This window comes from Mycobacterium sp. 852014-52450_SCH5900713, assembly GCF_001667075.1.
Taxonomy (GTDB): Bacteria; Actinomycetota; Actinomycetes; order Mycobacteriales; family Mycobacteriaceae; genus Mycobacterium.
The window spans coordinates 292011-315962 of record NZ_LZIL01000078.1 but is presented as its reverse complement, the minus strand read 5'-3'; the positions used below and the strand labels follow the sequence as shown (position 1 = coordinate 315962).

The following is a 23952-nucleotide window of genomic DNA, read 5'->3' as shown; positions in this document are numbered from 1 at the left end:
GCGGTCGGTGCGTGATTGGCTCGCACGCGTTAGGTTGGTCCGTGCGGACGCGCCGAGCAGGGAGTCAATATGGGTGAACCAGGCTGGATCGACGTGCCCAGCCCTGCGGGGGACCTGAAGGCACTCACCTGGGGGCCACGCGGTGGCCCCATCGCCTTGTGCCTGCACGGCTTCCCCGACACCCCTTACGGGTTCCGCAAGATCGCTCCCCGGCTCGTTGAGTCCGGCTGGCGGGTGGTGGCCCCCTTCATGCGCGGATACGCGCCGTCGTCGATCCCGGCCGACGGTAGCTATCACGTCGGCGCGATGATGGACGACGCCTTGCGGGTGCGCTCGGCAGCGGGCGGCACCGACGGTGACGTGGTGATCGGCCACGACTGGGGTGCGATCGCGACCACCGGTCTGGCCGCCATGCCCGACAGCCCATTCACCAAGGCCGTGATCATGTCGGTGCCGCCGTCGGCGGCGTTCCGTCGCAAGGCCGGCGCGGCGGAGCGAGGACGGCTGGCCGGCCACCTGGCGCGCCAACTTCTGCGCAGTTGGTACATCATGTATTTCCAATTGCCCTTGCTGCCAGAACATTCCGCTTCCTGGGTGCTACCGCTGCTGTGGCGGCGGTGGTCACCGGGCTATCGCGCCGACGAGGATCTGCGCCACGTCGACGCGGCGATCGGGACGCCGGAGAGCTGGCGTGCGGCACTCGGACCGTACCGCGCCACGATCCGCAACACTCGGCCGCCGGCGCAGTATGCCGAGCTGAACGAGCTTTGGACCGAAGAGCCGGTGTGGCCGTGCCTGTACCTGCATGGCCGCGACGACGGCTGCATGACACCGGCTTTCGCCCGCTGGGCGGAGAAGGTGTTGCCGCCGGGCAGCGAGATGGCCATCGTGGATCACGCTGGGCACTTCCTGCAGCTCGAGCAGCCCGATAAGGTCGCCGACCTGATCCTCGGGTTCATCGGCTCACCCGGCTGAATGGCCCCGCAGCGGTTGGCCGCTGTCGATGCGCAGTTCTACTGGATGTCGGCCAAGATTCCCAACGACGAGTTCTTGCTCTACGCGTTCGACGGGGAGCCCGTCGACTACGCCCAAGTCATCGAGCAACTCCGCCGGCGGGCCAACCAGGACCCGGAGCTGGCGCTGCGAGTGCGGGATCGCGGACCGCTGGTGTATCCGCAGTGGGTTCCGGCGGCCGTCACGCCCGACCAGCTCGTCCGCCACGACCTCGACGACCCCAGCTGGGCCGGCTGCCTGGCCGCTGTCGTCGCTCTGGCCCGGGACCAGCTGGACGTGTGCCGGATGCCCTGGCGGCTGCACGTCTTCAGCGGGGTGTTGGGCATCCCGGGCGTGACCGGGCCGGGGACCGTTGCGGTGATGCAGATAGCGCACGCGCTGGCCGACGGGGGCCGAGCATCCGCGATGGCGGGTTGGCTGTTCGGCCGGCCGGATCCCGTGCCCGGGGCGCGCCGGCTACGGGCCGGGTTCCTGCCGTGGCGAGCCGCGCAGGCGGCTCGCGCCCATCGGCAGCTGGAGCGCGACACCCGCGCGGGGCTGCTGGCCCCTGGGGCCGGTCCCCGGCCCCTACTGCCGACGAATGCGCGCCCCGGCGCGTCCCGCTCGGTGCGCACGCTGGTGCGACACCGCTCGCAGCTACGCGGCCCTACCGTCACGGTGGGAGCGCTGACGGCGATATCCGCGGCGCTCTCCGAGTTGCTGGGCGACGCCGCCGATACGCTGGGCGCCGAGGTCCCGATGGCCAAACCCGGTGTCGCGCACGCCTATAACCACTTCGGCAACGTCACCGTGGGTCTGTATCCGAAGCTGGGGTGGGAACCACGCGTTGAGCGGATTGCCGCGGAGCTGGCCAACGGCCGGCGCCGCTTCGCACATCCGGCCACGCGCTACGCCGACCGAGCTTTTGCCGCGATACCCGCAGCCCTATTGCGTTGGGGTGTAGCACAATTCGATTTCGATGTTCGCCCCGAGCAGGTGTCCGGCAACACCGTGGTGTCCAGTGTTTACCGCGGGCCGGCCGACCTCAGCTTCGGCGGGGCCGGGGTGGTCCTCACAGCCGGCTACCCGGGGCTGTCGCCGGTGATGGGGCTGACTCACGGCGTGCACGGCATCGGGGACACCATCGCGGTCAGCGTGCACGCGGCCGAGTCGGCCGTTCCTGACATCGACGCTTATGTGCGGCTCCTCGACGCGGTGTTGTAGCTACTGCGCGTCGCCGGATCGGGCCGCTTCCTCCCGGGTAAGGCCGACGGCCGAGATCAGCTCCTCGTGCAGCTCGAACCACACCGTGTGGTAGGAGTCGATGAGCGGCCTGGTCAGCCAGGCGGTCTCGCCTGCCCGCACTTTGCTCAGGGCCGCAACCAATTTCGCCGGGTACGCGTTCAGCCTCGGCAGCTGCGCCGCAACCGACTCGATGATGGGCAGCACCCGCGCATGCACATCGTCGAGGCGGGCCAGCACCGCGGCGTCGTACTCCGCGTCATCGTGCGGATTGGGGGTGCCGCCGGGGCCGCCCTTCAGCTGCCAGTCTGTGACCAGGGATTTGAAATCGGCGTTGACGGGCCGAAAGTCGTCGTAGGCGGCGGCCAGCGCCGCCCGATCGGCGCCCCTGCGCTCCTCGTCGAGCAGCGCCGCGAGCCGCTCACGCCCGGCGGGGGTGATCCGCACGGTCGCACCGTCGACCAGTAGGCCTGCCGCGGTCAGCTGTCCGACGATGGTCGTCACGTCGGCAATTTCCTCGTTCAGTGTCTCGGCGAGCTCGGCGGGACGCAGCCGGCCTTTCAGCCGAACCGCTTGCAACACCGCCAATTCGGTCATGACGTGGTCCCACCCGCGAGCCGCAGAGCGGTCAGCATAACGATAAGAGGGGTGGCCGAGACGACGTCGGCGTGTCCGCGTTTCATCGCCTCCGCCACCGCGTCCTGGGTGGCGTCATCCAGCCGCAGGTGACCACCGGAGGTGTGGGCACGCAGTGGGCTGAGCCGTCGCGCGATTTCGGCCAGCTCCCGCAGTTCGGGTGTGTCGCTTTCCGACCATGCGGACAGGTTCAGGTTGCCCTCGCGCACTTCGCCTTCGGCGCCGTCGACGGTGATCAACTTGCCGGCAAGGGATGCGGCGACTCCTTGTCCGCAGCCCACCACGGCCACCCGGCCGAGTTCGCGGCTGACCACTGCCGCGTGACTGGCCGCCCCTCCCACCTCGGTGACGATGCCTTGCGCGGCAAGCATGCCGGAGACGTCTTCCGGCCGGGTGTGGTCGCGCACCAGGATCACCGACTCACCTCGCTCCGCCGCATCGAGCGCCGCGTCGACGTCGGTGTATGCCCGCCCCGACGCAACGCCCGGGCAGGCCGGCAATCCCTTGGCCAGAAGGTTTGCCGCCAAACGTATTTCGGGCTGCAACGCCGGCAGCAGTAGGGTCTGTACGTGTGCCGGGGTCACCCGTCGCAGCGTCTCGGCGTCGTCGATGAGCCCCTCGTGCCTCAGCTGTAATGCAAGGCGCACCGCTGCCTGCGCCGACCGCTCCGCGCCCCGTGTCTGCAGCAGCCAGAGTTTGCCGCCTTCGACCGTGAACTCGATCTCCTGAACATCGGACTCGAGTCGCTCCAATTTGCAGGCGGCGTCCATCAACTCGTCGTAGACAGCCGGCTGCTCGTCGCGCAGGGCGGTGACCGGCTCAACGTCGACCGATCCGGACACCACGTCGTCCCCCTGTCCTCCGGGCAGCCATTCGCCGAACGGTGCGCGGTCGCCGGTGACGGGATTGCGCGAAATGAGAACGCCCGCACCGGAATCGGGGCCGTGGTTGCCGAACACCATCGCCTGCACGACGACCGCCGTACCACTCCGATCGTCGACGCCGCCGGAGTGGGCGCGGTAGGCGACCGCGCGGGGTGAGTTCCACGAGGCGAACACCGCCTCGATGCCGGCGCGTAGCTGCGCATACGGATCGGCGGGCGGCGATTCTTGTTCGTCCAACCCGACGATGCGCCGGTACATGCGGTCGAACCGCTGGCGCGTGTCGCGGGCGAATGCGCCGGCGCCGGCGGCGGCCAGCGCTTGCTCGACATCATCGTTCATGCCGAGGTCCAGGATCGTGTCCATCATGCCCGGCATCGACTGGGTGGCCCCCGAGCGCACACTGACCAGCAGGGGACGCGGGCCCCGACCGAACGTGCGCGAAGTCTGCGCCTCCAGCCAGCTCATCCGGTCCAGCACGTCGTCCCAGATCGCGTCGATCGTTGCCCCGGGCTCGGCGAGGTACCGCAGCCCCACCTCGGTGGTGATGCAGAAGGCGGGCGGCACCGGCAGGCCGTGGCGGCGCATCATCTCGATGCCTTGGCCCTTGTTGCCCAGCAGCGCCCGGGGATGACTCGCTGTGCCGTCGAGTAGCACCACGGAATGCCCGTCAGGCGAGGCCCCGGACGCGCTACGGGGAGCGCCGCTGCCTCGTGCGATACGAGCCGTGGTGCACCCCCTTCTGGTCAGCGGCTGATGCGCGAACGTCGGAACGTCCGCAATGTTCCCACACGCGCCATGAGAGTTAGCTGTTCGGCGGGTCCTGTCATCCGGTCCGCCCGATGATCTAGGTTTGCAGGTATGACTCCCTATGACGTTGGGTTACTGATCCTGCGGCTGGTGTTGGGCGTGACGTTGGCCGCGCATGGCTACAACAAATTCTTCGGCGGCGGCCGCATCCCGGGCACCGCACGGTGGTTCGAAAGCATCGGCATGAAGCCGGGCAAGTTCCATGCCACCGTCGCCGCGACGACTGAGATGGCCGCCGGGCTGGGCTTGGCCGCCGGTCTGCTCACCCCAATCCCCGCCGCAGGCTTCGTGTCGTTGATGCTGGTCGCGGCTTGGACCGTGCATCGCGCCAACGGCTTCTTCATCGTCAAGGAGGGCTGGGAGTACAACCTGGTCCTGGCGGTCAGCGCCATCGCCGTCGCCACCCTGGGCGCCGGAAAACTGAGCCTGGACTACGTCGTGTTCGGGCACAACTGGATGGACGGCTGGCGCGGCTTGTTGATCTCGGTGGTGCTCGGGCTCGTCGGCGCGATCGGCCAACTGGTGATCTTCTACCGGCCTCCCGTTAAGCAGACTGGTTAGCTAGGGGTCGTCGTCGTCAGGCGACCGCGGCGGTCTCGGCCTCCCGGACCTCGGTCGCCGCGCGCTCACCGGAGCGGATCGCGCCGTCGATCCACCCGCACATGACGGCCGAGCTTTCGGTCCCCGCCCAGTGGATGCGACCGCAGGGCTCGCGCAGGGTGTAACCGAATTCGGTCAGCACGCCGGTCGGGGCATGGCTGATCATTCCCCCGCCGGAGTAGCGCTCGATGGTCCAGTTCTGCTCGTGGTATTCCTGCGGCGTCCTCGCTTTCTCGCCGAACCGGTCGATCAGCTCGCCGACGAGCACCGCTCTGCGCTCGGCCTCGTTGAGCTTCGTCAGCCGCCGCGCCGCGGGCCCTTCGGTGATGACGCACATGACGCCCGGGTCGCCGGTTTCGGTGCAGGCGTCGATCGTCAGGGTGGCCGGGGATCCCGGTGCGGCCGATTGACCCGACAGCCCGTCTGCGCGCCAGAACGGCTCGTCGTAGATGATCGACGTCTTGACGACCGCGCCGCTCGGCATGCGCTGGTGCAGCATCGCCCGATCCACCGGTAGCAACGGGTCGTAGACGATCGAGGAGGCGATCGCCAGCGGGATCGCCACAATGACCCGCCGGGCGCGCACCGTCAGGTCGGCGGCGGTCACCGTCACACCGTCGGAGTCCTGCGCGATTTGCCGGACCGGTTGCGAAAGGTGCACCGCGTCACCCAATTCGGCCGCGATGGGACCGTAAATCGCGCCCATTCCCCCAACCGGGCGGGCGTCCTGGGAGCCGCCCTCCCCGGAGATCGCGAACGTCAGTCCGCCCGCCGACGCCGTCTGCAACAAACCCCACAGCAACGACGTCTCTGACGCAGCCGAGGTATAGAGGCCGGCAAAAGCCATGTCCAGCATTTCGCGGGCCTGCTTGGACATCGTGTTCTGCTCGATCCATTCGCCCAGACTGATGCGGTCCCACTCGTCGGCGTGTTTGGCGTCCCACGGTGCCTCACGCGGAAGCGATTTGGCCATTTTCTCGATCGACAGCAAACCGACGCCGAGGTTGGCGACCGCCCACGGGCTCATGGTCCACGGGATGGTGCCGCCGTAGCGGTGCTTTTTGCCGTCGACGATCATCATGGCGTCGCCGTCGTTGTGCTGCTTGTACTCGGAGACACCGAACTCGTCCATCATCGCGTAGATCCGGTCTTGACCCGGTCCGATCCACGCACCGCCGCGGTCGATCCACATCCCGTCGGGGCGGTACTCGGTGAAGGTGCGGCCGCCGACCCTGTCGCGCGCCTCGAGCAAGGCCACCGAATGACCCGCCCGTTTCAACCGCAAGGCGGCCGTCAAACCCGCGAACCCAGCTCCGACCACGCAATAGTCGACCTCTGACATGGCTGGCTCCTCAACCTATGTCCCGCCCCAGCAGCAAACTACACCTCGGTCGGCACCGGTGGCGGCCGCTTAACGGAGATTTCTGCACGCGTTCTTACCGGTCATAGGGTGCGGATTGTGTTGATGCATACGGTTCGGACGCGGCGCAGCGCCGACGACTTTCCCCGCCGCGAACACCTGGCCGCCAAGATCGCCGAAGTCGCCGCCGACCCGGTTGCCGTCGAACCGGAAACTGCCGAGATGGTGGCGAACCGGATCATCGACAACGCGGCGGTGAGTGCCGCCGCCGTGCTGCGCCGGCCGGTCACGGTTGCGCGGCAACAGGCGCTGGCCCATCCCGCGCGCTGCGGGGCCAGGGTTTTCGGCGTCGACGGAACCTATTCGACCGAGTGGGCGGCCTGGGCCAACAGCGTCGCGGTGCGCGAACTCGACTTCCACGACACGTATTTGGCCGCCGAGTACTCCCACCCGGGTGACAACATCCCCCCGCTGGTCGCGGTCGCCCAGCAACTGGGCCTGCCTGGGGCCGACCTGATCCGCGGCCTGGCCACCGCCTACGAGATCCAGATCGACCTGGCCCGCGGAATCTGCCTGCACGAGTACAAGATTGACCATGTCGCGCACTTGGGGCCGTCCGTGGCCGCCGGCATCGGCACCATGCTGCGGTTGGACACCGAGACGATCTACCATGCGGTCGGGCAGGCGCTGCACCTGACCACCAGCACCCGCCAATCCCGCAAGGGGCTGATCTCCAGTTGGAAGGCCTTCGCCCCGGCGCATGCGGGCAAGGTCGCCATCGAGGCGGTCGATCGGGCGATGCGCGGCGAAGAATCTCCGGCGCCCATTTGGGAGGGCGAGGACGGGGTGATCGCCTGGCTGCTGGGCGGCCCCGAACGCGAATACCGTGTGCCGCTGCCCACTTCCGGCGAGCCGAAGCGCGCGATTCTGGACAGCTACACCAAGGAGTATTCCGCCGAATACCAGAGCCAGGCACCGATCGACCTGGCCGTGCGGCTACGCGAGCGCATCGGCGACCCCGGTGAGATCGCGACCGTCGTGCTGCACACCAGCCGCCACACCCACGTCGTGATCGGAACGGGCTCCGGGGATCCGCAGAAGTTCGATCCGGACGCGTCGCGGGAAACGCTCGACCACTCGCTGCCTTACATTTTCGCCGTCGCGCTGCAGGACGGCAGCTGGCACCACGAACGCTCCTACGCCCCCGAGCGGGTCCACCGGCCCGACACCGTCGAACTGTGGCACAAGATCTCGACGGTGGAGGATCCGGAGTGGACCCGCCGCTACCACGCGACGGATCCGGCCGAGCAGGCGTTCGGGGCGCGCGCCGAGGTCACGCTGAAGAGCGGGGAAGTGATCGTCGACGAGCTGGCCGTCGCCGACGCGCATCCGCTGGGCACCCGGCCCTTCCGGCGTCCGCAGTACGTGCAGAAGTTCACCGAGCTCGCCGGCGACGTCGTGGATTCGGCTGAGCGGGAACGGTTTTTCTCCACCGTGGATGCGCTCGCCGATCTGCGGGCGGGTGACCTCGACGCGCTCAACGTAACGGTTGATCCGCGGGCACTCGGGCGGGCGCCGGTGATTCCGCCGGGAATCTTTGGTGAGTGAAATCGCGGGTGCACACACGGTTTTCAGTGTGCGTTGAGCTCGGGAATTTCATGGTTTCCCGCCCTCAGCTCACACTGAAAGCGCGGGCGAACTAGGGGCTGGGGGCGGGCCCGCCGTATTGCCACACCAGGTCGTGGGCGCCCGTCATCGTGGGGTTGCACCACATCGTCCTGTTGTTGGCATCCTGGGTGGTCGCGTGCAGGACCTTGCAGGCATCGCCGGGCGCGGGCGCGTCGGCTCGGGCGACGGGCGAGACGGTCACGAACGCCGCCAGCGCCGCCGCCGGTATGAGAAGTTTGAAACTGGTCATGGTGGACGCCTCCTAGGGACCGCGCCGATCCGGTTTTACGCTATCCGGCGGCGTAGTCGCAAAGCAAAGCTTTCTTGCCGGGCTTGGGTCCCGTGCGCCTAGAACACGTTCTAATCTGACCACCATGGGATTTCTCAAGCCCGAGCTGCCGCAGCTCGACATGGCCGAGTGGAATAAGGGCACCCGTAGCGAAAAGATCCGTCCGATGGCCAAGCACTGGGCCGAGGTCGGCTTCGGCACGCCGGTCGCGCTACACCTGTTCTACGTCGTCAAAATCCTGCTCTACATCCTGGGGGCGTGGCTGTTCGCGTCGGCCACCAGGGGCCTCGGTGGGTTCACCCACGTCGCGTCGTGGTGGTCGGAGCCGATCGTGTTCGAGAAGGTCGTGCTCTACACGATGCTGTTCGAGGTGGTCGGGCTGGGTTGCGGCTTCGGGCCGCTGAACAACCGGTTCTTCCCGCCGATGGGTTCGATCCTGTACTGGATGCGATTCGGCACCATCCGGCTGCCACCATGGCCGGACCGGGTCCCGCTCACCAGCGGAACCAAGCGCAAGCCGGTCGACGTCGCGCTGTACGCGCTGTTCCTGCTGGTGACATTCGCGGCGCTGTTCGCCGACGGCACCGGACCGATGCCCGAGTTGGGCACCGCGATCGGGCTGCTGCCGTCCTGGAAGGTCGTGCTCATCTTGCTGCTGCTCGGCGTGCTCGGGCTGCGCGACAAGGTGATCTTCCTGGCCGCCCGCGGCGAGGTGTACGCGACCATGGCGGTCACGTTCCTATTCGGTGCGCCCGACATGATCGTCGGGTCCAAGGTGGTGTTCCTGGTCATCTGGATGGGCGCCGCGACGTCGAAGCTCAACAAGCACTTCCCGTTCGTGATCTCCACGATGATGTCCAACAACCCGCTGGTGCGGCCCCGGTGGCTGAAGCGACAGTTCTTCGAGAAGTTCCCGGAGGATCTACGGCCCGGGCGGCTGTCGCGGTGGCTTGCGCATATCAGCACCGCCATCGAGATGCTGGTGCCGCTGCCGCTGTTCTTCTGCCACAGCGGCTGGCCCATCACGGTTGCCGCCATCGTCATGGTCTGCTTCCACCTGGGCATCCTCGTGTCGATCCCCATGGGCGTGCCGCTGGAGTGGAACGTCTTCATGATCTTCGGGGTGCTGTCCTTGTTCGTCGCGCACGCCCGCCTCGGCCTGCGTGACCTGAGGCACCCGGTGGTGGTGGCGATCTTGTTCGTCGTCATCGCGGGAATCGTTCTGCTGGGCAACATGTTTCCGCGCAAGATTTCCTTCCTGCCGGGGATGCGGTATTACGCCGGCAACTGGGACACCACGCTGTGGTGCATCAAGCCGTCGGCCACCGACAGGATCACCCGGGGCATCGTGGCGATCGCGAGCATGCCGCAGGCGCAGCTGGAGCGGTTCTACGGCAGCCCGGAGGCCGCGCAAATCCCGCTCTATATGGGATATGCGTTCCGCGGGTTCAACACTCACGGCCGCGCGCTGTTCACGCTCGCGCACCGCGCGATGGTCGGCCAGAACGAGGACGACTACGTCCTCACCGACGGCGAGCGCATCTGCAGCACCGCTATCGGGTGGAATTTCGGCGACGGCCACATGCACAACGAACAGCTGATCGCCGCACTGCAGGAGCGCTGCCACTTCGAGCCGGGGGAGGTGCGGGTGATCCTGCTCGACGCGCAGCCAATCCACAAGCAAACCCAGGCCTATCGGCTGGTGGACGCGGCGACAGGCGAGTTCGAGCGCGGCATCGTCCGGGTGGCCGACATGGTGACCCGGCAGCCGTGGGCCGACGACGTCCCCGTCGAGGTGCTCTCGGATAACGCGCCGAACGTCAGGCCAGAGTGACGGTGGAGCCCGAGCGCCACGCTGGCGTGTCCCCCGCATGCGGGAGGTGCCCCCAGCTCGGGCGACCCCCGACGCTTAGGCGCCCGCCCGCACCTCCTGCGCCGCGGCGACCATGTTCTTCAGCGACGCGGTGACCTCGTCGGAGTTGCGCGTCTTCAGCCCACAGTCGGGGTTGACCCAGAGCCGTTCCGCCGGAACGGCTCTCAGCGCCGCGCGCAACGACTCTGCCATCTCGGCCGTGGTCGGCACCCGCGGCGAGTGGATGTCGTAGACGCCGGGGCCGACACTGTTGGAAAAGCCGATCGAGTTGAGGTCGTCCAGCACCTCCATGTGTGACCGTGCCGCTTCGATGGACGTCACGTCGGCGTCCAGGTCGGCGATCGCCCCGATCACCTCACCGAACTCCGAATAGCACAGGTGGGTGTGGATCTGCGTGGAGTCGGCGACGCCGGAGGTGGCCAACCGGAAAGACCGAACGGCCCAACGCAAGTAGTCCTCCTGATCGGCGCGGCGCAGCGGCAGCAGCTCGCGCAACGCCGGCTCGTCGACCTGGATGACCGCGATGCCGGCGGATTCCAGGTCCACGGTCTCGTCCCGGATGGCGAGCGCAACCTGATTGGCGGTGTCGGCCAGCGGCTGATCGTCGCGGACGAACGACCAAGCGAGGATGGTGACCGGTCCGGTCAGCATCCCCTTCACCGGCTTATCGGTCAACGACTGCGCGTACCTGATCCAATCGACGGTCATCGGGTGGGTGCGAATCACGTCGCCGTACAGGACCGGTGGGCGCACGCAGCGGCTGCCGTAGGACTGCACCCATCCGTTCTGCGTGGCGAAGAAGCCCTCGAGCTGCTCGGCGAAGTACTGCACCATGTCGTTGCGCTCCGGCTCGCCGTGCACCAGCACGTCGAGCCCGAGCTCCTCCTGCAGCTTGATGACGTCGGCGATTTCCTTCTTCATCCGGTTCTGGTATTCCGCCTGGTCGATCTCGCCGGCCCGGAGCGCGGCGCGCGCCTTACGGATCGCGGAGGTCTGCGGGTAGGAGCCGATGGTCGTGGTCGGCAGCGGCGGCAGGTGCAGCCGCTCTTCCTGGCTGGCGCGACGCCCCGCGGCCTCACCGCGATGGGTGCCCGACGCGACGATCGAGTCGATGCGTTCGCGTAGCCGGTCGTTGTGCAGCCGCGGATCGTTCCTGCGGGAGGCCACCGCGGCATTGGACGCCGCGATCGCGTCGGCGACGGCATCGCGTCCGTCGCGCAGTGCGCGCGCGAGCGTCACCACCTCGGCGACCTTCTCCTGGCCGAACGCCAGCCAGCTGCGCAGCGCGTCGTCCAGATCGGTTTCCGGCGCCAGCGAGTACGGCACGTGCATCGTGGAGCAGGAGGTCGAGACCGCCACTGACGCAGCGGAACCCCGCAGCGCGGCCAACTTGCCGAGCGCCGACTCCAGGTCGGTGCGCCAGATGTTGCGCCCGTCGACGACGCCGGCCACCAGGGTCTTGCCGGACAACTCCGGGATGCCCGCCAGCGCGGTGTCGGCGCCGTACACCAGGTCGACGCCGATCGCCTCGACCGGGGTGCGGGCCAGCCCGGCCAGGGAGGCGCCGGGGTCACCGAAGTAGGTGGCGACGTAGATGGCCGGCCGGTTGCTGACCTTGCCCAGCGCGTTGTAGACGGCCTCGGCCAGCGCCGGGGCGTCGGGGGAGATGTCGGTCACCAGCGCCGGCTCGTCGAACTGCACCCACTGCGCGCCGCTATCGGCGAGCAGGGACAACAACTCCGAGTAGATCGGTACCAGCTCCTGGAGCCGCTCGATCGGCGCACCACCGCCGTTGACCGCCTTGCTCAGCAGCAGGAAGGTGATCGGTCCGATGACGACGGGACGGGCGGGAATCCCTTGTCCGAGCGCCTCTTTGAGCTCGGAGAGTACCTTGTCGGGGTTGAGCGAGAACGTGGCTGCGGGCTCGATCTCGGGAACCAGGTAGTGGTAGTTGGTGTCGAACCACTTGGTCATCTCCAGCGGCGCGACGTCGGAGTTGCCGCGCGCGGCGGCGAAGTAGCGGTCCAGATCGTCGGCGACCTGCGCGGCACGCGCGGGCAAGGCGCCCAGCAGCACCGCGGTGTCCAGCATCTGGTCGTAATAGGAGAACGTGTTCACGGGTACCGAGTCCAGGCCGGCGGCGGCGAGGCCCGTCCACATGTCGCGGCGCAGCGTGGCGGCAACGGATTCCAGCTCCGATCGGCTGGTGCGTCCGGCCCAGTAGCCCTCGGTGGCGCGCTTGAGTTCGCGTTTCGGCCCGATACGGGGGGAGCCGGTGACGGTGGCGGTGAATGGTTGAGCGGTCACGGTCTGGTCCTATCAATCAGCGGGGTGGTCACCGCCAGAGGACGCGTAGCCGATCCGTTGCGGTGTGCACCTTTGCGGACAATCGCAACGCGCTCAGCCAAACGCCCATTCCACGAGGCGATGAGCCGCCGGACGCGGCGCGCCCGGCACGGCTGGCAGGTCTTCGGACTCGCAGGCACGCACTCCGGTGGTGCTCCTAATGGCCGTCCGCTTCCCAGCCTTGCGACCAGTGCTTGTGTGACGGCGGTCGTTCCTGCATACCGCTGCGGGACAGTCCCGGGCTCTCACCGGGTTCCCTCTCGCGAAGCGCTACTAACCTGCCTCGCTCGATGCCGGCGTCGCGTGGTGCGGCGACGGCAGACCAGCTGCGTAGCGGAGCTTACTCCGGTCTTTCGGGCTAGCTTGCCAGCGCGTCGGCGATGGGAGTCTCGCCATTGTTGAAGTCGATCGTTCGTCCGACGGTCGAGTCGTCCGCCAGCGCCGCGGCCACGACGAGCGCGACGTCGGCGCGGGACACTTCCCCTTTGCCCTGCCCGAGCGCGATGTGGCCGGTGGCAGGCTCGAGGGTGAGCCGGCCCGGTCCCAGCACGGTCCAGCCAAGATCGCTGGCCCGCAGATGGGCATCGGCGGCCGCTTTGGCCTCCGCGTAGGCGAAGAACGAATCATCCTGCGATACACCGTGATCCGGCCCCGCACCGAAGTAGGAGACCATCACGAATCGCGTGACACCCGCCCGCGCGGCGGCATCGATCACGCGGATGGCGGCGTCGCGGTCGACGGCGTAGGTGCGCGCCGGGTTGCCGCCGCCGGCTCCCGCGGAGAAGACGACTGCGTCGTGCGCGGCCACCAACCCGGCCAGCGCGTCGGTGTCGAGCTGTTCGATATCGGCCACCACCGGCTTGGCCCCGGTGGCCGCGACGTCATCGGAGTGGTCGGGGTTGCGGAACACCGAACTCACCTCGTCGCCGCGTTCGGTCAGGATGCGGGCAAGTTGCAGCGCGACCTTGCCGTGGCCGCCGATGACGATGATCCGTGCCATGCACCCGACGGTAGCTTCCGAGCCGAGTGCCCGGCCGGCGGGGCGCTCGCGGCTCGGCGCCCGGCCAGCCGGGCGGTGGCGACCCGCTAGAGCTTCACCCGCCCCATGATGATGTCGATGATCGGCTTGCCCGGCGGGTAGGCGTTGGTCAGCGAGGCCATGGTGTGGCCGTAGTCCACCAGCAACGTGATTCCGCTGATGCCGAAGGCGGCGGCGCTGTTCAAGAACGCCATCACGTCGCCCATCTGCTCCGGCGTGTGCACCTTGGAACCGGTCTCTTCGCGATAGTCCTGCGCGAAGGTGAGCCAGAGGTCGGCGTTGGCCTGGGCGAGCGGGGTGTCGGTGGGACCCGGGCAGATCGCGTTGATCCGGATGCCCTTCTTCAGCAGCGGATAGCCCTGGGTCGCCACGTACGCGTTGACGACCTTCTTGGAAAAGCCGTAGTGGATGATGCCTTCCGATTCGTGCGCCTTGACCCACTCTTGCGCCGAGGCGAAGTCCGGCGTGGCGAGGAACTCCGTCAGCAGCTCCAGGTCGTTTTCCCAGCCCATGCCGGCGACCGAGGAGATGAAGCAGATCGCCGAGCCCGGCGGAAGCAGGTTCTTCTCGAGCAGCCGGTCGATGAGATGGCGGTGGCCGATGAAGTTGATCGCCATCAGGTCGGTGGTGCCGTCGGCGATGCCGGCGGCCGAGAACACGGCGTGGACCGGACCGTCCAATTGCTCGACCGCGGCGTCGATCGACGCGGGATCGCGCAGGTCCACCTGGATGGACTTGGCGACGTCGTAGTTGACCGGCGCGTAATCCATCACGATCACTTCGGCGCCCAGCTCGGCGGCCGACTTGGCCGCCGCCGCACCCATGCCGGTGGCGCCGCCAACGACGAGAGCCCGCTTGCCGTCGTAACGCAACCGATCGACAACAGTCATGGAAATCCCCTTCTCATTCACCGCCAACGCGATTCTAATTGCCCAACTGTATGGGTAACAGTTTTTTGGTTCAACACCTACCCGGCGCGAACCGCGACACCACGCAAAACCGTGTCCCGCACGTGCACCAACGCCGCGCGCTTGCCGACCTCGGCAAGGATGTTCTCCGGTATCCACTGCAAGCCGATGACGCAGCGCGCAAGCATCGCGGTGGACGCGCCGTCCACACTGATCTCGCCCGATCGGATTCCCTCGGAAAGGAGCGTTTTCATCTGCCGGAGCCGGGTCGCGTACAACCACCCCGGGTTGGGGGTGTCCGGCGGTGATTGACGCATCCAGGCGAGCTGAATCCGGAACTCGTCGGAAAACCGATCGAGCGCATTGACGTTGACCCAGCTCAGTGCGTCCAGCTTCTCGATGGGCGTGGCATCCGAGCGCAGGACGTTCACCCAGCCCGCCTCGACCTTCCGGCCGAACGATTCCATGATCGATGCGAGTAGCTCGTCCTTCGACCCGATCACCCGGTAGACGGTTCCGGTGCCAAGACCGGCCGCGGATGCGATGTCCCTGATGGTGGTGGCCTCGTAGCCTTTACGGCCGAATTCGGTTCGCGCCACCGCACGAACGTGTGCCGCTTTGTCGCTGGGATCGGCGTCGCTGTCGTCCGACCAGGTCTCGATGACGTCTCTGGCGGCGGCGAAGGCGTTGGACCCGTCCAGCTCCGGGTCGGTGGGCGGCCGGGTTGCCAATCCCTGCAACATGATTCGGCACAGCAGCGCGGCCACCTGGTCGGCGGGGGACTTATGGCGCATGACGTCGAGGCCAACCTGCAGCATGGTCTGGCAGATCCGGTCCGCCAACGTGGGCAGATCGATGTCGGGTTTGATGTAGCCGCTCCACCTGCCCGCCCGCAGGGCTTGCAGCATCGCCTCCTGAATCGCCACGGGCCGCTGCTGCGTCAGCTTCATCAGCTCCGGATCCGTGCTCGGCCCCTCGTAGAACGACATCTGCAGCGCCGCCCGGTGCCGCACAGCGCAGTCGGCGATGGCCGAGCCCAGCTCGACGATCTGCTCGGGAACCGGGCGGGGGTCGGGTTTGTCCAACTTCGCTTGCGCGGCTTGCCCGATGCGGTCCAGATCCTCCTGATAGCGGTGGATCAACTCGATGAGGATCGCCTCTTTGGACTCGAAATGGTGATAGAGGCTGCCGGGAAGAATGCCTGCCGCGTCGGCGATCTCCTGTAACGAGGTCCGCAATCCGGACTGCGCGATCAACGAGGCTGCGGTGGTCAGGATCTCAGTCCGGCGCGTGCCCAAATCGGCTGGGGCGCCGGCGCGCAATGACTCCGCTCGCGGCATGATCAGCGGTGCGCGCGTCCGGACGGCTGCGGACTGGCATACATTCGCATTCGTCCCTCTCGCCGAACCAAATGTTTGTTAAAGGCTATCAGACCGGGACCGACGAATGCGCTGCGTAGCAGCGGTGACGGATCCCATTCTAGAGCGCGGGCCCGTCCCAGCGGTCGCGTGCTATCACCTCGTCGAGCGGCCGTCGCCGGGCGGGCCGGAACGTGTGACCGGCGCGAAGCCGGCCCACCGGGAGTAGACAGCCCTGGACATAGGTTTCGGGAATCCCGAGCAGCCGGCGCACCTCCTCCTCGCGATGCAAATGCAGCGTGGTGATGCAGGTCCCATATCCCCGGGTGTGCAGCGCCAATTGAAGATTCCACACCGCGGGGAAGATCGACCCGTACAGGGTCGCCTGATGGAACGATTCGTCGCCCTCGATGCGCGGCAGGTATGGCTGATAGCAAGGAATCACCAACATCGGCACCCTCGGCATGTTCTCGACCAGCCACTCCGTCGACGACATGATCCGGCCTTCCGGCGTTTCGGCCGGCACCAGGTCGGCGATCATCCGGCCACCGACGCGCAGCAGGTAGGCCTCGCGGTACAGCTCGGCGATCTGGGTGCGCAATGCCGGGTCGGTGACCGCCAGCCAGCGCCAGGACTGCTGATTGGAGCCGTTGGCCGCCTGCAAACCGATGCGCAGGCACTCCCGGATGTCCACCATGTCGACCGGGGCGTCCAGGTCGAGCGTCTTGCGCGCCGAGCGGGTGGCGGTGAGCAGGTACTCGATGTCCATCACGGCCGGTCTCTCTTCGCAAGGCGCGCACCGAGTTCGGTGAGGTAGTGGTCGGGATTGCCGAGGCACGCGCTCCAGCTCAGCAGTCGCTTGAGGTACAGGTGCGCGTCGTGTTCCCAGGTGTAGCCGATCCCGCCGAACACCTGGATGGCCGTATCACCCACGGTGGCCAGCCGCCCGGCGAACGCCTTTGCGCGCAGCGCGGCAAGATGCCGCTCGTCGGGGTCGGCGTTGTCGGCGGCCCACAGGGCGTGGATCACCCCGCTCCGGGCCAACTCGACGGTCTCGAACATGTCGACGCACAGATGCTGGACCGCCTGGAACGAGCCGATCGGCTGACCGAATTGCGTTCGGGTTTTGGCATATTCGACGGCGATATGCATGACCGCGCGTGCGGCGCCGAGAGCGTCCGCGGCAGTAGCGATCAGCATGTCGTCGAGCACCGCCGCAATGTCATCGGGAGACGCCGCGGTCAGTCGGTGTGCGGGCGCCGCCTCGAACGTGACACGGAACTGCTTGCGGGTCTGGTCGATACCGCGCTCGGGCGCGATCGACACGCCCGGCGCGTCGGCCCGGACCACGAAAAGCCCTGGACCGCCTTCATCCTCGGCGAGGGCCAACAACACGTCCGCGGCGGCGGCGTCGGGCACGCACGCGATCTCCCCCCGCAACTCGACGTCGGGGCCCCGTGGGCTCGCGGCAACCTCGGCATCCGGGAAGCAGACAGTGGCGACCGTGGTCCCATCGGCGATCCCGCTCAACAGCCCGGCCGCATTGTCGGTCGCGCCGGACCGCGTCAGCGTCCGCGCGGCGGCGACCGCGGTCGAGAGCCACGGCCCCGGATGCAGGGCGGCGCCCAGCTCTTCGGCCACGATGCCGGCCTCGACCATCGTCATCCCGGCGCCGCCGTAATCCTCCGGCACCAGCAGGCCGGTGGTCCCGAGATCGGCAAGGCCGAGCCACACCGCCTCATTGGTGCCAATCGGATCGTCGAGCAGCGGGCGCACGTGCCCCGAGATAGGGGCCTTTTCGGCCAGAAAGCGCCGGGTGGTGTCGCGCAGTGCGACCTGCTCGTCGGTGAATTCGAGGTTCATTTGCGCGGCAACCCGAGTACCCGCTGCGCGGTGATGTTCTTGTTGATCTGGGTCGTGCCGCCCGCGATGGTCAACGAGCGCGACGTCAGACGGTAGTTTGCCCACGGCGCACCGGCACCGTGGGTGCCCAGCACGTCAAACGCCAGGGCGGCCATGTCCTGCCCGATCTCTCCCCACACGGTCTTGGCGAGGCTTGCCGAGGCGAACGCCGTAGTTTCAGAGCCGCCGTGCAGCGTCGCCGAGATCGACCGCTGACACAAGACTTCGAGATACTTGATGCGGAGCGCGATTTCGCCGAGGCGCCGCAGCGTCACCGGGTCTTGGAGAGCTGCGGTGTGCGCGGCGATGTCGTCGACCAGTTCTTCCAGCCGCACCTGCATCTCGGCGTACAGCCGTGCGGCCCCGGCGCGCTCGTGGCTGAGCGTCGTCGTGGCCACCTGCCAGCCCGCGTTCAGCGGTCCGAGGAGCGCGTCCGCCGGGACCCGCACATCGTGGAAGAAGACCTCGGCGAAATCGGTCTCGCCGTTGAGAGTCACCAGCGGGCGGACGTCGATGCCCGGCAGCGTCATGTCGACAATCAGACAGGAAATGCCCTTGTGCTTAGGCGCCTCGGGATCGGTGCGCACGTACAGCTGGCACCAGTCCGCCCGATGTCCCAGCGAGGTCCAGATCTTTTGGCCGTTGACGACGAAGTCGTCACCGTCACGCACCGCGCGGGTGCGCAGTGCCGCGAGATCGGACCCCGCTTCGGGTTCCGACATCCCTTGGCACCAGATGTCGTCGGCGCGCATCATGCGGGGGAGCATTGTGAGCTTCTGCTCTTCGGTGCCGTACTGCATGATCGCGGGCGCGATGTTGTTCAGCCCGATGACGTTGAGCGGCATCGGGGCTCGAGCGCGCGTGGTCTCCTCGGTGTAGACCAGTTGCTCGAGAACCGTTGCGCCGCGGCCGCCGTATTCGCGGGGCCAAGACACCGCGGCCCAGCCCGCGTCGGCCATCGTCGCGCTCCACGCGCGCAACATCTCGATGGCGGCGTCATCGCGTCCGGCGGGTCGACGAGCGGCCACCAGCTCATCGGTCAGGTTCTGCGACAGCCAGTCGCGCAGCTCGATGCGGAACTGTTCGACTTCCGCCGGGTATGAGAAGTCCACGTTTGCTTGTCTTAAACCCTTCAACTGCGACCAAGCCGGACTTTACGGTTGGGCAGATCTTTGGTCAATGTTCGGGGAAGGCGACCTCGGCGTTGCCCGGCATCGCGCTGACGCCGCGTCGCTCACAGACTTCCAGCACCTCGTCCACGATCGACGTGGGCACGATGAACCTTTCCGTCGACGAGATTTCCTCGAGATGTGTCTGGATGTCTTCGGCCGTCGGTTGGCTGCCGGCGTCCGCGAGCCACCCTTCGCTCAGGCCGACGAACACCCGCGCGTAGCGGCCGGCGGCCGCCGAATAGTTTCGGTGGGTGAACGTGCAGGCGCTGCTGGCGAGGAAGGTCACCAGCGGAACCACGAGCTCGGGCCTGATGGCCTGCATGAAGCCGGATTCGGCGAGGAACTTCTCGTCGCCGACGGTCTCGGTGACCATCCGCGAGAAGCCGGTCGGCATAACGGAATTGGCGACGATGCCGTGCGCCTGGCCCTCGATCGCGATCACGTTCGTCAACCCGACCAGGCCGGCCTTCGCCGCGGCGTAGTGGGCCTCCATCGGCTGACCGAAGATCCCGGCGGACGACGAGATGAACACGAACCGCCCGCCCCCGTTGTTCTTCATCACGCGGTACGCGGGTTGCGACAGGTAAAAGCCGCCGTCGAGATGCACGCGCAGCATTCGAGCCCAGTCGTCAGGCGAGAGGTCCTCGAACGGCACACTGCCGAAGATGCCGGCGTTGCTGATCACCGCGTCCAGCCGCCCGAACGACCCCATGGCCGCGTCGATGATCGCCCGGCCGCCGGCCGGGCTGTCGACCGAATCGTAGGAGGCGATGGCGGTGCCGCCGTCCTTCCTGATCTCGTCGACCACGTCGTCGGCGACGCCGGAGTCCCTGCCCTCGCCGCGCATCGAGCCGCCGACGTCGTTGACCACCACACCGGCGCCCCGGCGCGCGAGGTCCAACGCGTATAGCCGCCCCAGCCCGCGGCCGGCGCCGGTGACCACGGCGACCTGGCCGGTGAAGTCAATCACCATGTGCTCCTTGCCCGAATGCGTCGTCGTCCCGATTGACTGCGGTGGCACCGGACTTTACGGTGGAACAGATATTTGGTCAACGAAGTCCAACCTGTTCGGAGATTGCGCGTGTCCACCGACGTTCGTGGTGACCGGCTGCCGGGCCTCGGCATGCTCGCCTCCGCGCTGGCTGGCCGAGCCGTCGCGGTGGCCGAGCTGCCGCCGGGTGAACTTTCCTGGACCGACGGCCAGACGATTCACGTCGACGCCGGGGCGAGCGCTCGCGGGGGGCTCGAAGCCGTCGCCGTGCAAGCCTCCTTGATCGCTGCCGGCAGCCTGGACCCGGACGTGGTGCGCCCGCTGCTCCGCCACCCTCGGCTGGCCAGGCGCTACCTGGCGGTGGAGGGACACCGCGCACTGGTCGCGAATGGCCACCTGCTGCCGGGCATCCTGGCAGCGCGGGGCGATCGCGACATCGCGCGTCGCAGCGATTCGCCCGCCGCTTCGCTGCGGATCGCCGAGCGACGGACTGTGATCGACGATCCGCCAAGGGAATTCGGCGTCATCCGGGCGGCGAAGGTATTGGCCGCTTCCGACCGGGCGGCCGAACAACGGGAAGGCGAAAAACCCGGACACGTGCCCACGAACCGAGGTCCGATGGCTCTGGAAGAACTCGGCGACGGCGAGACCGACGACTCCGACGATCCGGACATGTTCACCAGCCCGGTGGGTGGCGGCGGTTTCATCGGCAAGTGGCTGAAGAAGATGCTGTCCTCGGCGCGCAAGACCGGTGGCGGCGGCGGACCGCCCGGCGCGGACACCCCGACACATCGGACCGACTCGGCCAGGCGCGGGTTGCATGCGGTGACGTCGCTGGCCGCCACGTCGAGCGAGCGCGGCGAAGACCAGCCGAAGCCCACGGACGGCTTCACGTATCCGGAATGGGACGTCTCGCGGGGGAAGTACCGGCGGGCGTGGTGCACGGTGCGCGAGGTCGAGGCGGAGATCAAACGATCGGCGACGCACGCGATCGAGGCCGCCATCAGCGTGCGCCGCCCACTGTCCCGGCTCGGGATGGGCCTGCACCGCCGCCATCGGCAGTCGCAGGGCGACGACATCGACATCGACGCGGCGGTCGAGGCCCGGGTCGAGGTGCTGGCGGGGTCGGTGCCCGACGAGGCGGTGTACCTGGACAGCCTCCGCCGCAGGCGGGATCTGTCGGTGCTGCTCCTGCTCGACGTGTCCGGATCGGCGGCGGAGCCCGGCACGGTGGGGCGGACGGTGCATCAGCAGCAGCGCGCGGTGGCCGCCAATCTCACCGTCGCGCTCCACGACCTGGGCGACCGGGTTGCGCTCTACGCCTATTACTCGCAGGGTCGCCGCGCGGTGAGCGTGGTGCCGGTCAAGCGGTTCGACGACCACCTCGACACGCGAGTCATGAAACGGCTAAACAGCCTTGAACCCGGCGCGTACTCACGCCTCGGCGCGGCCATCCGGCACGGGTCGGCGGTGCTGGAGGCGCGCGGTGGCACGTCGCGGCGGCTGTTGGTGGTGCTTTCCGACGGGCTCGCCTACGACCACGGGTACGAGCGGGCCTACGGCGCCGCCGACGCGCGCCGCGCCTTGAGCGAGGCCCGCCATCGCGGCACCGGCTGCGTCTGCCTGACCGTTGGCGCGGGCACCGACGTGGCGTCACTGCGCCGGGTCTTCGGTAGCGCCGCGCATGCCACCATCGCGCGTCCGGACCAACTCGCCGGCGTGATCGGGCCGCTGTTCCGGTCCGCGCTGCGTTCGGCCGAGGTCCGCCGCAGGGTGTCATGACGCGCCACCGAATTGCATTGTCGAACTTAAACGTGCTCTTCAGAGAACTTGAAACAAACATCTGTTCCGCGCTAGGCTCACTTCACCGTCGGTAGCAGAAGGGAAGCCATGGCCAACGAGTCCGGGGTTGCGTACCGCAACGGCGCGATCCCCGAGGCCGAGGGGGCGCGGCCCTACTACAAGGCGATCGGCGGTGAGGAAGCCATTTTCAAGGCGGCGCACCGCCAGGGGCTGGCCGTCGTCCTGAAGGGCCCGACGGGTTGCGGCAAAACCCGATTCGTCGAGGCGATGGCCCACGACCTCGGGCGGCCGCTGATCACCGTCGCCTGCCATGACGACCTCACCACCGCGGATCTCGTCGGCCGGTATCTGCTGCAGGGCGACGAGACGGTGTGGGTGGACGGCCCGCTGACCCGGGCGGTGCGCGAGGGCGCAATCTGCTATCTCGACGAGGTGGTGGAAGCGCGGCAGGACACCACCGTGGTGCTCCATCCGCTCGCCGACCACCGGCGGCAGCTGCCGATCGAGCGGCTCGGGGTCACGCTGGACGCGGCGGCTGGATTCGGCCTTGTGGTGTCCTACAACCCCGGCTACCAAAGCGTGCTGAAGGACCTCAAGGATTCCACCCGGCAGCGGATGGTAGCGATCGAATTCGATTTCCCCGCAGCCGATGTCGAAGAGGGCATCGTTGCGCACGAGGCAGGCGTGGACGCTGCCACCGCCGCCGAGCTGGTGCGGTTCGGACAGGCCATCCGGCGGCTGGAAACCGGCGGACTGCGCGAGGTGGCGTCGACCCGGGTGCTGATCGCGGCGGGCCGGCTTGTCGCGGAAGGGCTGACGATGCGCGAGGCGGCTCGCGCCGCGATCGCGGGACCGCTCACCGACGACGTGGCGGTGGGCAGGGCCCTGGGCGAGATGATCGAGATCTATCTGGGCGGGGCGGCGAAATGAATTGCGGCAGTGAGCTAGTCACCGGGAGGCTGGATGTCTTACGAAAGCAGCGCTGAACCGATCAAGGTCGGCTACCTGATGGACTTCAGGCTGCCGCCGGGGTTCCCGGAAGAACTGATGGCGAGTTTCACGCGGTGCTTCGACCTCGTCTTCGAAGAAGCCGTCGAACAGGGCCTGATCGATCGCCCCGTGCAGATGATCTACCGCGAGGTCGAGGGTTTACCTAAAGGTTCGGTCAAGGCGGTGATCGACGCTTTCGGCGAGCTTGTCGACGAGGGCTGCCTGGTGGTGTTCGGGCCGCACATCACCGACAACTGCGTGCCGACCCGCGAGGCCATCGAGGAGCGGTTCAAGGTACCGGCGATCAGCGTCACCGGCACCGACGACTGGCTGGGCGAATGGACCTTCGCCTTCCCGCAGGGCTCGATGACCGACGAGCCGATCTTCATCGCCGACCTCGTCGCCAAACGAGGACTCTCCGAGATCGGAGTTCTCGTGGAGCAGAACCTGATCGGCGAAAGCTACCTGAAGAACCTGCGAAGCGCATGCCGCCGCAACGGGATTCGCATTGTCGCGGAAGCGGCGATCGCCCAAACCGCGCAAGACATCAACGACGCCGTCCGCACGCTGCACGAAGCCAAGTCCGAGGCGATCGTGCATCTGGGCTTCGGCTTCGGCATCGTGTTCATCAACCCCGCGCTGGAAGCCGTCAACTGGGACCCGCCGCGTTTCACCACCACGGCTTTCCAGAACGCCTGGGTGAATCCCATCATGTGGAACGCGTTCATGGGGTGGGTCGGGGTCGACCAGTACGACGAGGAGAATCGGCTCGGCCAGGAGTTCCTCGACCGGTATGCGCAGAAGTATGAGGGGAGCCGTCCCGAATATTGCGTGTCGGTGGTCAACCACGACGTCGCGGCGACTCTGGTCCGCGCGTTCGCCGATGCGCACCCGCTGAGTCCGCGCGGCGTCAAGGAGGCGTTGGAGCGGGTGAAGATGATGCCCGCCGCGTCGGGCGCCCCCGGCACCCGTGTCTCCTTCGGAAAATGGACCCGCCGCGCGTGGATGGGCGCGGGGTACCTGGTGGCCCGAACTCTGGATTCCGACGGCACCAACTCGCATCTCGTCGATCGCTTCGGAGAGTAAGGCTG

20 protein-coding genes and 1 riboswitch are annotated in these 23952 nt (G+C 67.7%); of the genes, 8 read left to right on the top strand and 12 right to left on the bottom strand.

The features are described from left to right. Nucleotides 1–69 precede the first annotated feature (69 nt). Together A5773_RS24495 and A5773_RS24490 are read left to right on the top strand one after the other, a co-directional pair. Nucleotides 70–975, top strand: a complete 906-nt coding sequence (locus A5773_RS24495; RefSeq protein ID WP_066948028.1) for an alpha/beta fold hydrolase — start codon at nt 70–72, stop codon at nt 973–975. Beyond that, entirely contained in the window at nt 976–2217 is a 1242-nt protein-coding gene (locus A5773_RS24490; RefSeq protein WP_066948025.1) for a WS/DGAT domain-containing protein, read from the top strand. Here the strand turns inward: A5773_RS24490 and A5773_RS24485 are convergent, their stop codons facing one another. Both A5773_RS24485 and A5773_RS24480 read right to left on the bottom strand, forming a co-directional pair. After that, on the bottom strand, nt 2218–2832 hold the full coding sequence (locus A5773_RS24485; protein WP_066948022.1) for a hypothetical protein: 615 nt from the start codon (nt 2830–2832) through the stop codon (nt 2218–2220). Next, a complete protein-coding gene (locus tag A5773_RS24480) occupies nt 2829–4502 on the bottom strand; it encodes a pyruvate, phosphate dikinase (RefSeq protein WP_369817403.1) in 1674 nt (557 codons plus the stop codon). The genes A5773_RS24485 and A5773_RS24480 overlap by 4 nt, the downstream gene beginning before the upstream one ends. A 111-nt stretch (nt 4503–4613) precedes the next feature. Between A5773_RS24480 and A5773_RS24475 the strand changes: the two genes are divergently transcribed. Further along, nucleotides 4614–5123 carry a DoxX family protein gene (locus A5773_RS24475; protein WP_066948016.1) on the top strand — a complete coding sequence of 170 codons (510 nt, stop codon included), beginning with the start codon at nt 4614–4616 and terminating at the stop codon, nt 5121–5123. A gap of 16 nt (nt 5124–5139) precedes the next feature. On the opposite strand, the gene A5773_RS24470 is transcribed toward A5773_RS24475, so the two are convergent. Further along, the gene (locus A5773_RS24470) at nt 5140–6504 is read right to left on the bottom strand and encodes a flavin monoamine oxidase family protein (RefSeq protein WP_066948013.1); all 1365 of its coding nucleotides are present in this window, start codon (nt 6502–6504) and stop codon (nt 5140–5142) included. 117 nt (nt 6505–6621) lie between these two features. Here A5773_RS24470 and prpD point away from each other — a divergent pair, with 117 nt between their 5' ends. Then, nucleotides 6622–8130: a 2-methylcitrate dehydratase PrpD gene (gene prpD, locus A5773_RS24465; RefSeq protein ID WP_067261217.1), complete on the top strand. Its 1509-nt coding sequence runs from the start codon at nt 6622–6624 to the stop codon at nt 8128–8130. A gap of 91 nt (nt 8131–8221) precedes the next feature. On the opposite strand, the gene A5773_RS24460 is transcribed toward prpD, so the two are convergent. Further along, nucleotides 8222–8440 carry a hypothetical protein gene (locus A5773_RS24460; protein WP_066948010.1) on the bottom strand — a complete coding sequence of 73 codons (219 nt, stop codon included), beginning with the start codon at nt 8438–8440 and terminating at the stop codon, nt 8222–8224. Between the two features lie 124 nt (nt 8441–8564). Between A5773_RS24460 and A5773_RS24455 the strand changes: the two genes are divergently transcribed. Further along, nucleotides 8565–10313 carry a DUF3556 domain-containing protein gene (locus A5773_RS24455; protein WP_066948007.1) on the top strand — a complete coding sequence of 583 codons (1749 nt, stop codon included), beginning with the start codon at nt 8565–8567 and terminating at the stop codon, nt 10311–10313. 75 nt (nt 10314–10388) lie between these two features. On the opposite strand, the gene metE is transcribed toward A5773_RS24455, so the two are convergent. The 8 genes from metE to A5773_RS24415 all read right to left on the bottom strand — a co-directional run bounded on the left by metE (nt 10389) and on the right by A5773_RS24415 (nt 20047). Further along, nucleotides 10389–12659: a 5-methyltetrahydropteroyltriglutamate--homocysteine S-methyltransferase gene (metE, locus tag A5773_RS24450; protein ID WP_066948002.1), complete on the bottom strand. Its 2271-nt coding sequence runs from the start codon at nt 12657–12659 to the stop codon at nt 10389–10391. Nucleotides 12660–12795: 136 nt separating this feature from the next. Continuing rightward, nucleotides 12796–12991: riboswitch (cobalamin riboswitch) on the bottom strand. Between the two features lie 65 nt (nt 12992–13056). Further along, complete coding sequence (locus A5773_RS24445; RefSeq protein WP_066947999.1) at nt 13057–13698, bottom strand: NAD(P)H-binding protein; 642 nt, start codon at nt 13696–13698, stop codon at nt 13057–13059. A gap of 86 nt (nt 13699–13784) precedes the next feature. Beyond that, entirely contained in the window at nt 13785–14627 is an 843-nt protein-coding gene (locus tag A5773_RS24440) for an SDR family oxidoreductase (protein ID WP_066947994.1), read from the bottom strand. A gap of 77 nt (nt 14628–14704) precedes the next feature. Then, nucleotides 14705–15985, bottom strand: coding sequence for a TetR/AcrR family transcriptional regulator (locus tag A5773_RS24435; RefSeq protein WP_067261214.1), 1281 nt, complete (start codon nt 15983–15985; stop codon nt 14705–14707). Nucleotides 15986–16124: 139 nt separating this feature from the next. Next, on the bottom strand, nt 16125–16772 hold the full coding sequence (locus A5773_RS24430) for a nitroreductase family protein (protein WP_066947987.1): 648 nt from the start codon (nt 16770–16772) through the stop codon (nt 16125–16127). After that, on the bottom strand, nt 16772–17866 hold the full coding sequence (locus A5773_RS24425; RefSeq protein ID WP_066947983.1) for an acyl-CoA dehydrogenase family protein: 1095 nt from the start codon (nt 17864–17866) through the stop codon (nt 16772–16774). The genes A5773_RS24430 and A5773_RS24425 overlap by 1 nt, the downstream gene beginning before the upstream one ends. Then, a complete protein-coding gene (locus A5773_RS24420) occupies nt 17863–19017 on the bottom strand; it encodes an acyl-CoA dehydrogenase family protein (protein ID WP_066947980.1) in 1155 nt (384 codons plus the stop codon). The genes A5773_RS24425 and A5773_RS24420 overlap by 4 nt, the downstream gene beginning before the upstream one ends. A 64-nt stretch (nt 19018–19081) precedes the next feature. Further along, nucleotides 19082–20047 (bottom strand): SDR family NAD(P)-dependent oxidoreductase, encoded by a 966-nt coding sequence (locus tag A5773_RS24415; RefSeq protein WP_066948262.1) that lies wholly within the window; start codon nt 20045–20047, stop codon nt 19082–19084. A gap of 153 nt (nt 20048–20200) precedes the next feature. Between A5773_RS24415 and A5773_RS24410 the strand changes: the two genes are divergently transcribed. The 3 genes from A5773_RS24410 to A5773_RS24400 all read left to right on the top strand — a co-directional run bounded on the left by A5773_RS24410 (nt 20201) and on the right by A5773_RS24400 (nt 23947). Further along, nucleotides 20201–21850, top strand: a complete 1650-nt coding sequence (locus A5773_RS24410) for a nitric oxide reductase activation protein NorD (protein ID WP_156659234.1) — start codon at nt 20201–20203, stop codon at nt 21848–21850. 108 nt (nt 21851–21958) lie between these two features. Then, nucleotides 21959–22801 carry a CbbQ/NirQ/NorQ/GpvN family protein gene (locus tag A5773_RS24405; RefSeq protein ID WP_066947972.1) on the top strand — a complete coding sequence of 281 codons (843 nt, stop codon included), beginning with the start codon at nt 21959–21961 and terminating at the stop codon, nt 22799–22801. Nucleotides 22802–22834: 33 nt separating this feature from the next. Continuing rightward, the gene (locus tag A5773_RS24400) at nt 22835–23947 is read left to right on the top strand and encodes an ABC transporter substrate-binding protein (protein WP_066947969.1); all 1113 of its coding nucleotides are present in this window, start codon (nt 22835–22837) and stop codon (nt 23945–23947) included. The last annotated feature ends 5 nt before the right edge of the window (nt 23948–23952 follow it).

Bases quoted from the DNA above. Each gene is read 5' to 3' on its own strand.
- A5773_RS24495 (WP_066948028.1), top strand. From the start codon at position 70: ATGGGTGAACCAGGCTGGATCGACGTGCCCAGCCCTGCGGGGGACCTG.
- A5773_RS24490 (WP_066948025.1), top strand. From the start codon at position 976: ATGGCCCCGCAGCGGTTGGCCGCTGTCGATGCGCAGTTCTACTGGATG.
- A5773_RS24485 (WP_066948022.1), bottom strand. From the start codon at position 2,832: ATGACCGAATTGGCGGTGTTGCAAGCGGTTCGGCTGAAAGGCCGGCTG.
- A5773_RS24475 (WP_066948016.1), top strand. From the start codon at position 4,614: ATGACTCCCTATGACGTTGGGTTACTGATCCTGCGGCTGGTGTTGGGC.
- A5773_RS24470 (WP_066948013.1), bottom strand. From the start codon at position 6,504: ATGTCAGAGGTCGACTATTGCGTGGTCGGAGCTGGGTTCGCGGGTTTG.
- A5773_RS24460 (WP_066948010.1), bottom strand. From the start codon at position 8,440: ATGACCAGTTTCAAACTTCTCATACCGGCGGCGGCGCTGGCGGCGTTC.
- A5773_RS24455 (WP_066948007.1), top strand. From the start codon at position 8,565: ATGGGATTTCTCAAGCCCGAGCTGCCGCAGCTCGACATGGCCGAGTGG.
- A5773_RS24445 (WP_066947999.1), bottom strand. From the start codon at position 13,698: ATGGCACGGATCATCGTCATCGGCGGCCACGGCAAGGTCGCGCTGCAA.
- A5773_RS24440 (WP_066947994.1), bottom strand. From the start codon at position 14,627: ATGACTGTTGTCGATCGGTTGCGTTACGACGGCAAGCGGGCTCTCGTC.
- A5773_RS24435 (WP_067261214.1), bottom strand. From the start codon at position 15,985: ATGCCGCGAGCGGAGTCATTGCGCGCCGGCGCCCCAGCCGATTTGGGC.
- A5773_RS24430 (WP_066947987.1), bottom strand. From the start codon at position 16,772: ATGGACATCGAGTACCTGCTCACCGCCACCCGCTCGGCGCGCAAGACG.
- A5773_RS24425 (WP_066947983.1), bottom strand. From the start codon at position 17,866: ATGAACCTCGAATTCACCGACGAGCAGGTCGCACTGCGCGACACCACC.
- A5773_RS24410 (WP_156659234.1), top strand. From the start codon at position 20,201: ATGCTCGCCTCCGCGCTGGCTGGCCGAGCCGTCGCGGTGGCCGAGCTG.
- A5773_RS24405 (WP_066947972.1), top strand. From the start codon at position 21,959: ATGGCCAACGAGTCCGGGGTTGCGTACCGCAACGGCGCGATCCCCGAG.
- A5773_RS24400 (WP_066947969.1), top strand. From the start codon at position 22,835: ATGTCTTACGAAAGCAGCGCTGAACCGATCAAGGTCGGCTACCTGATG.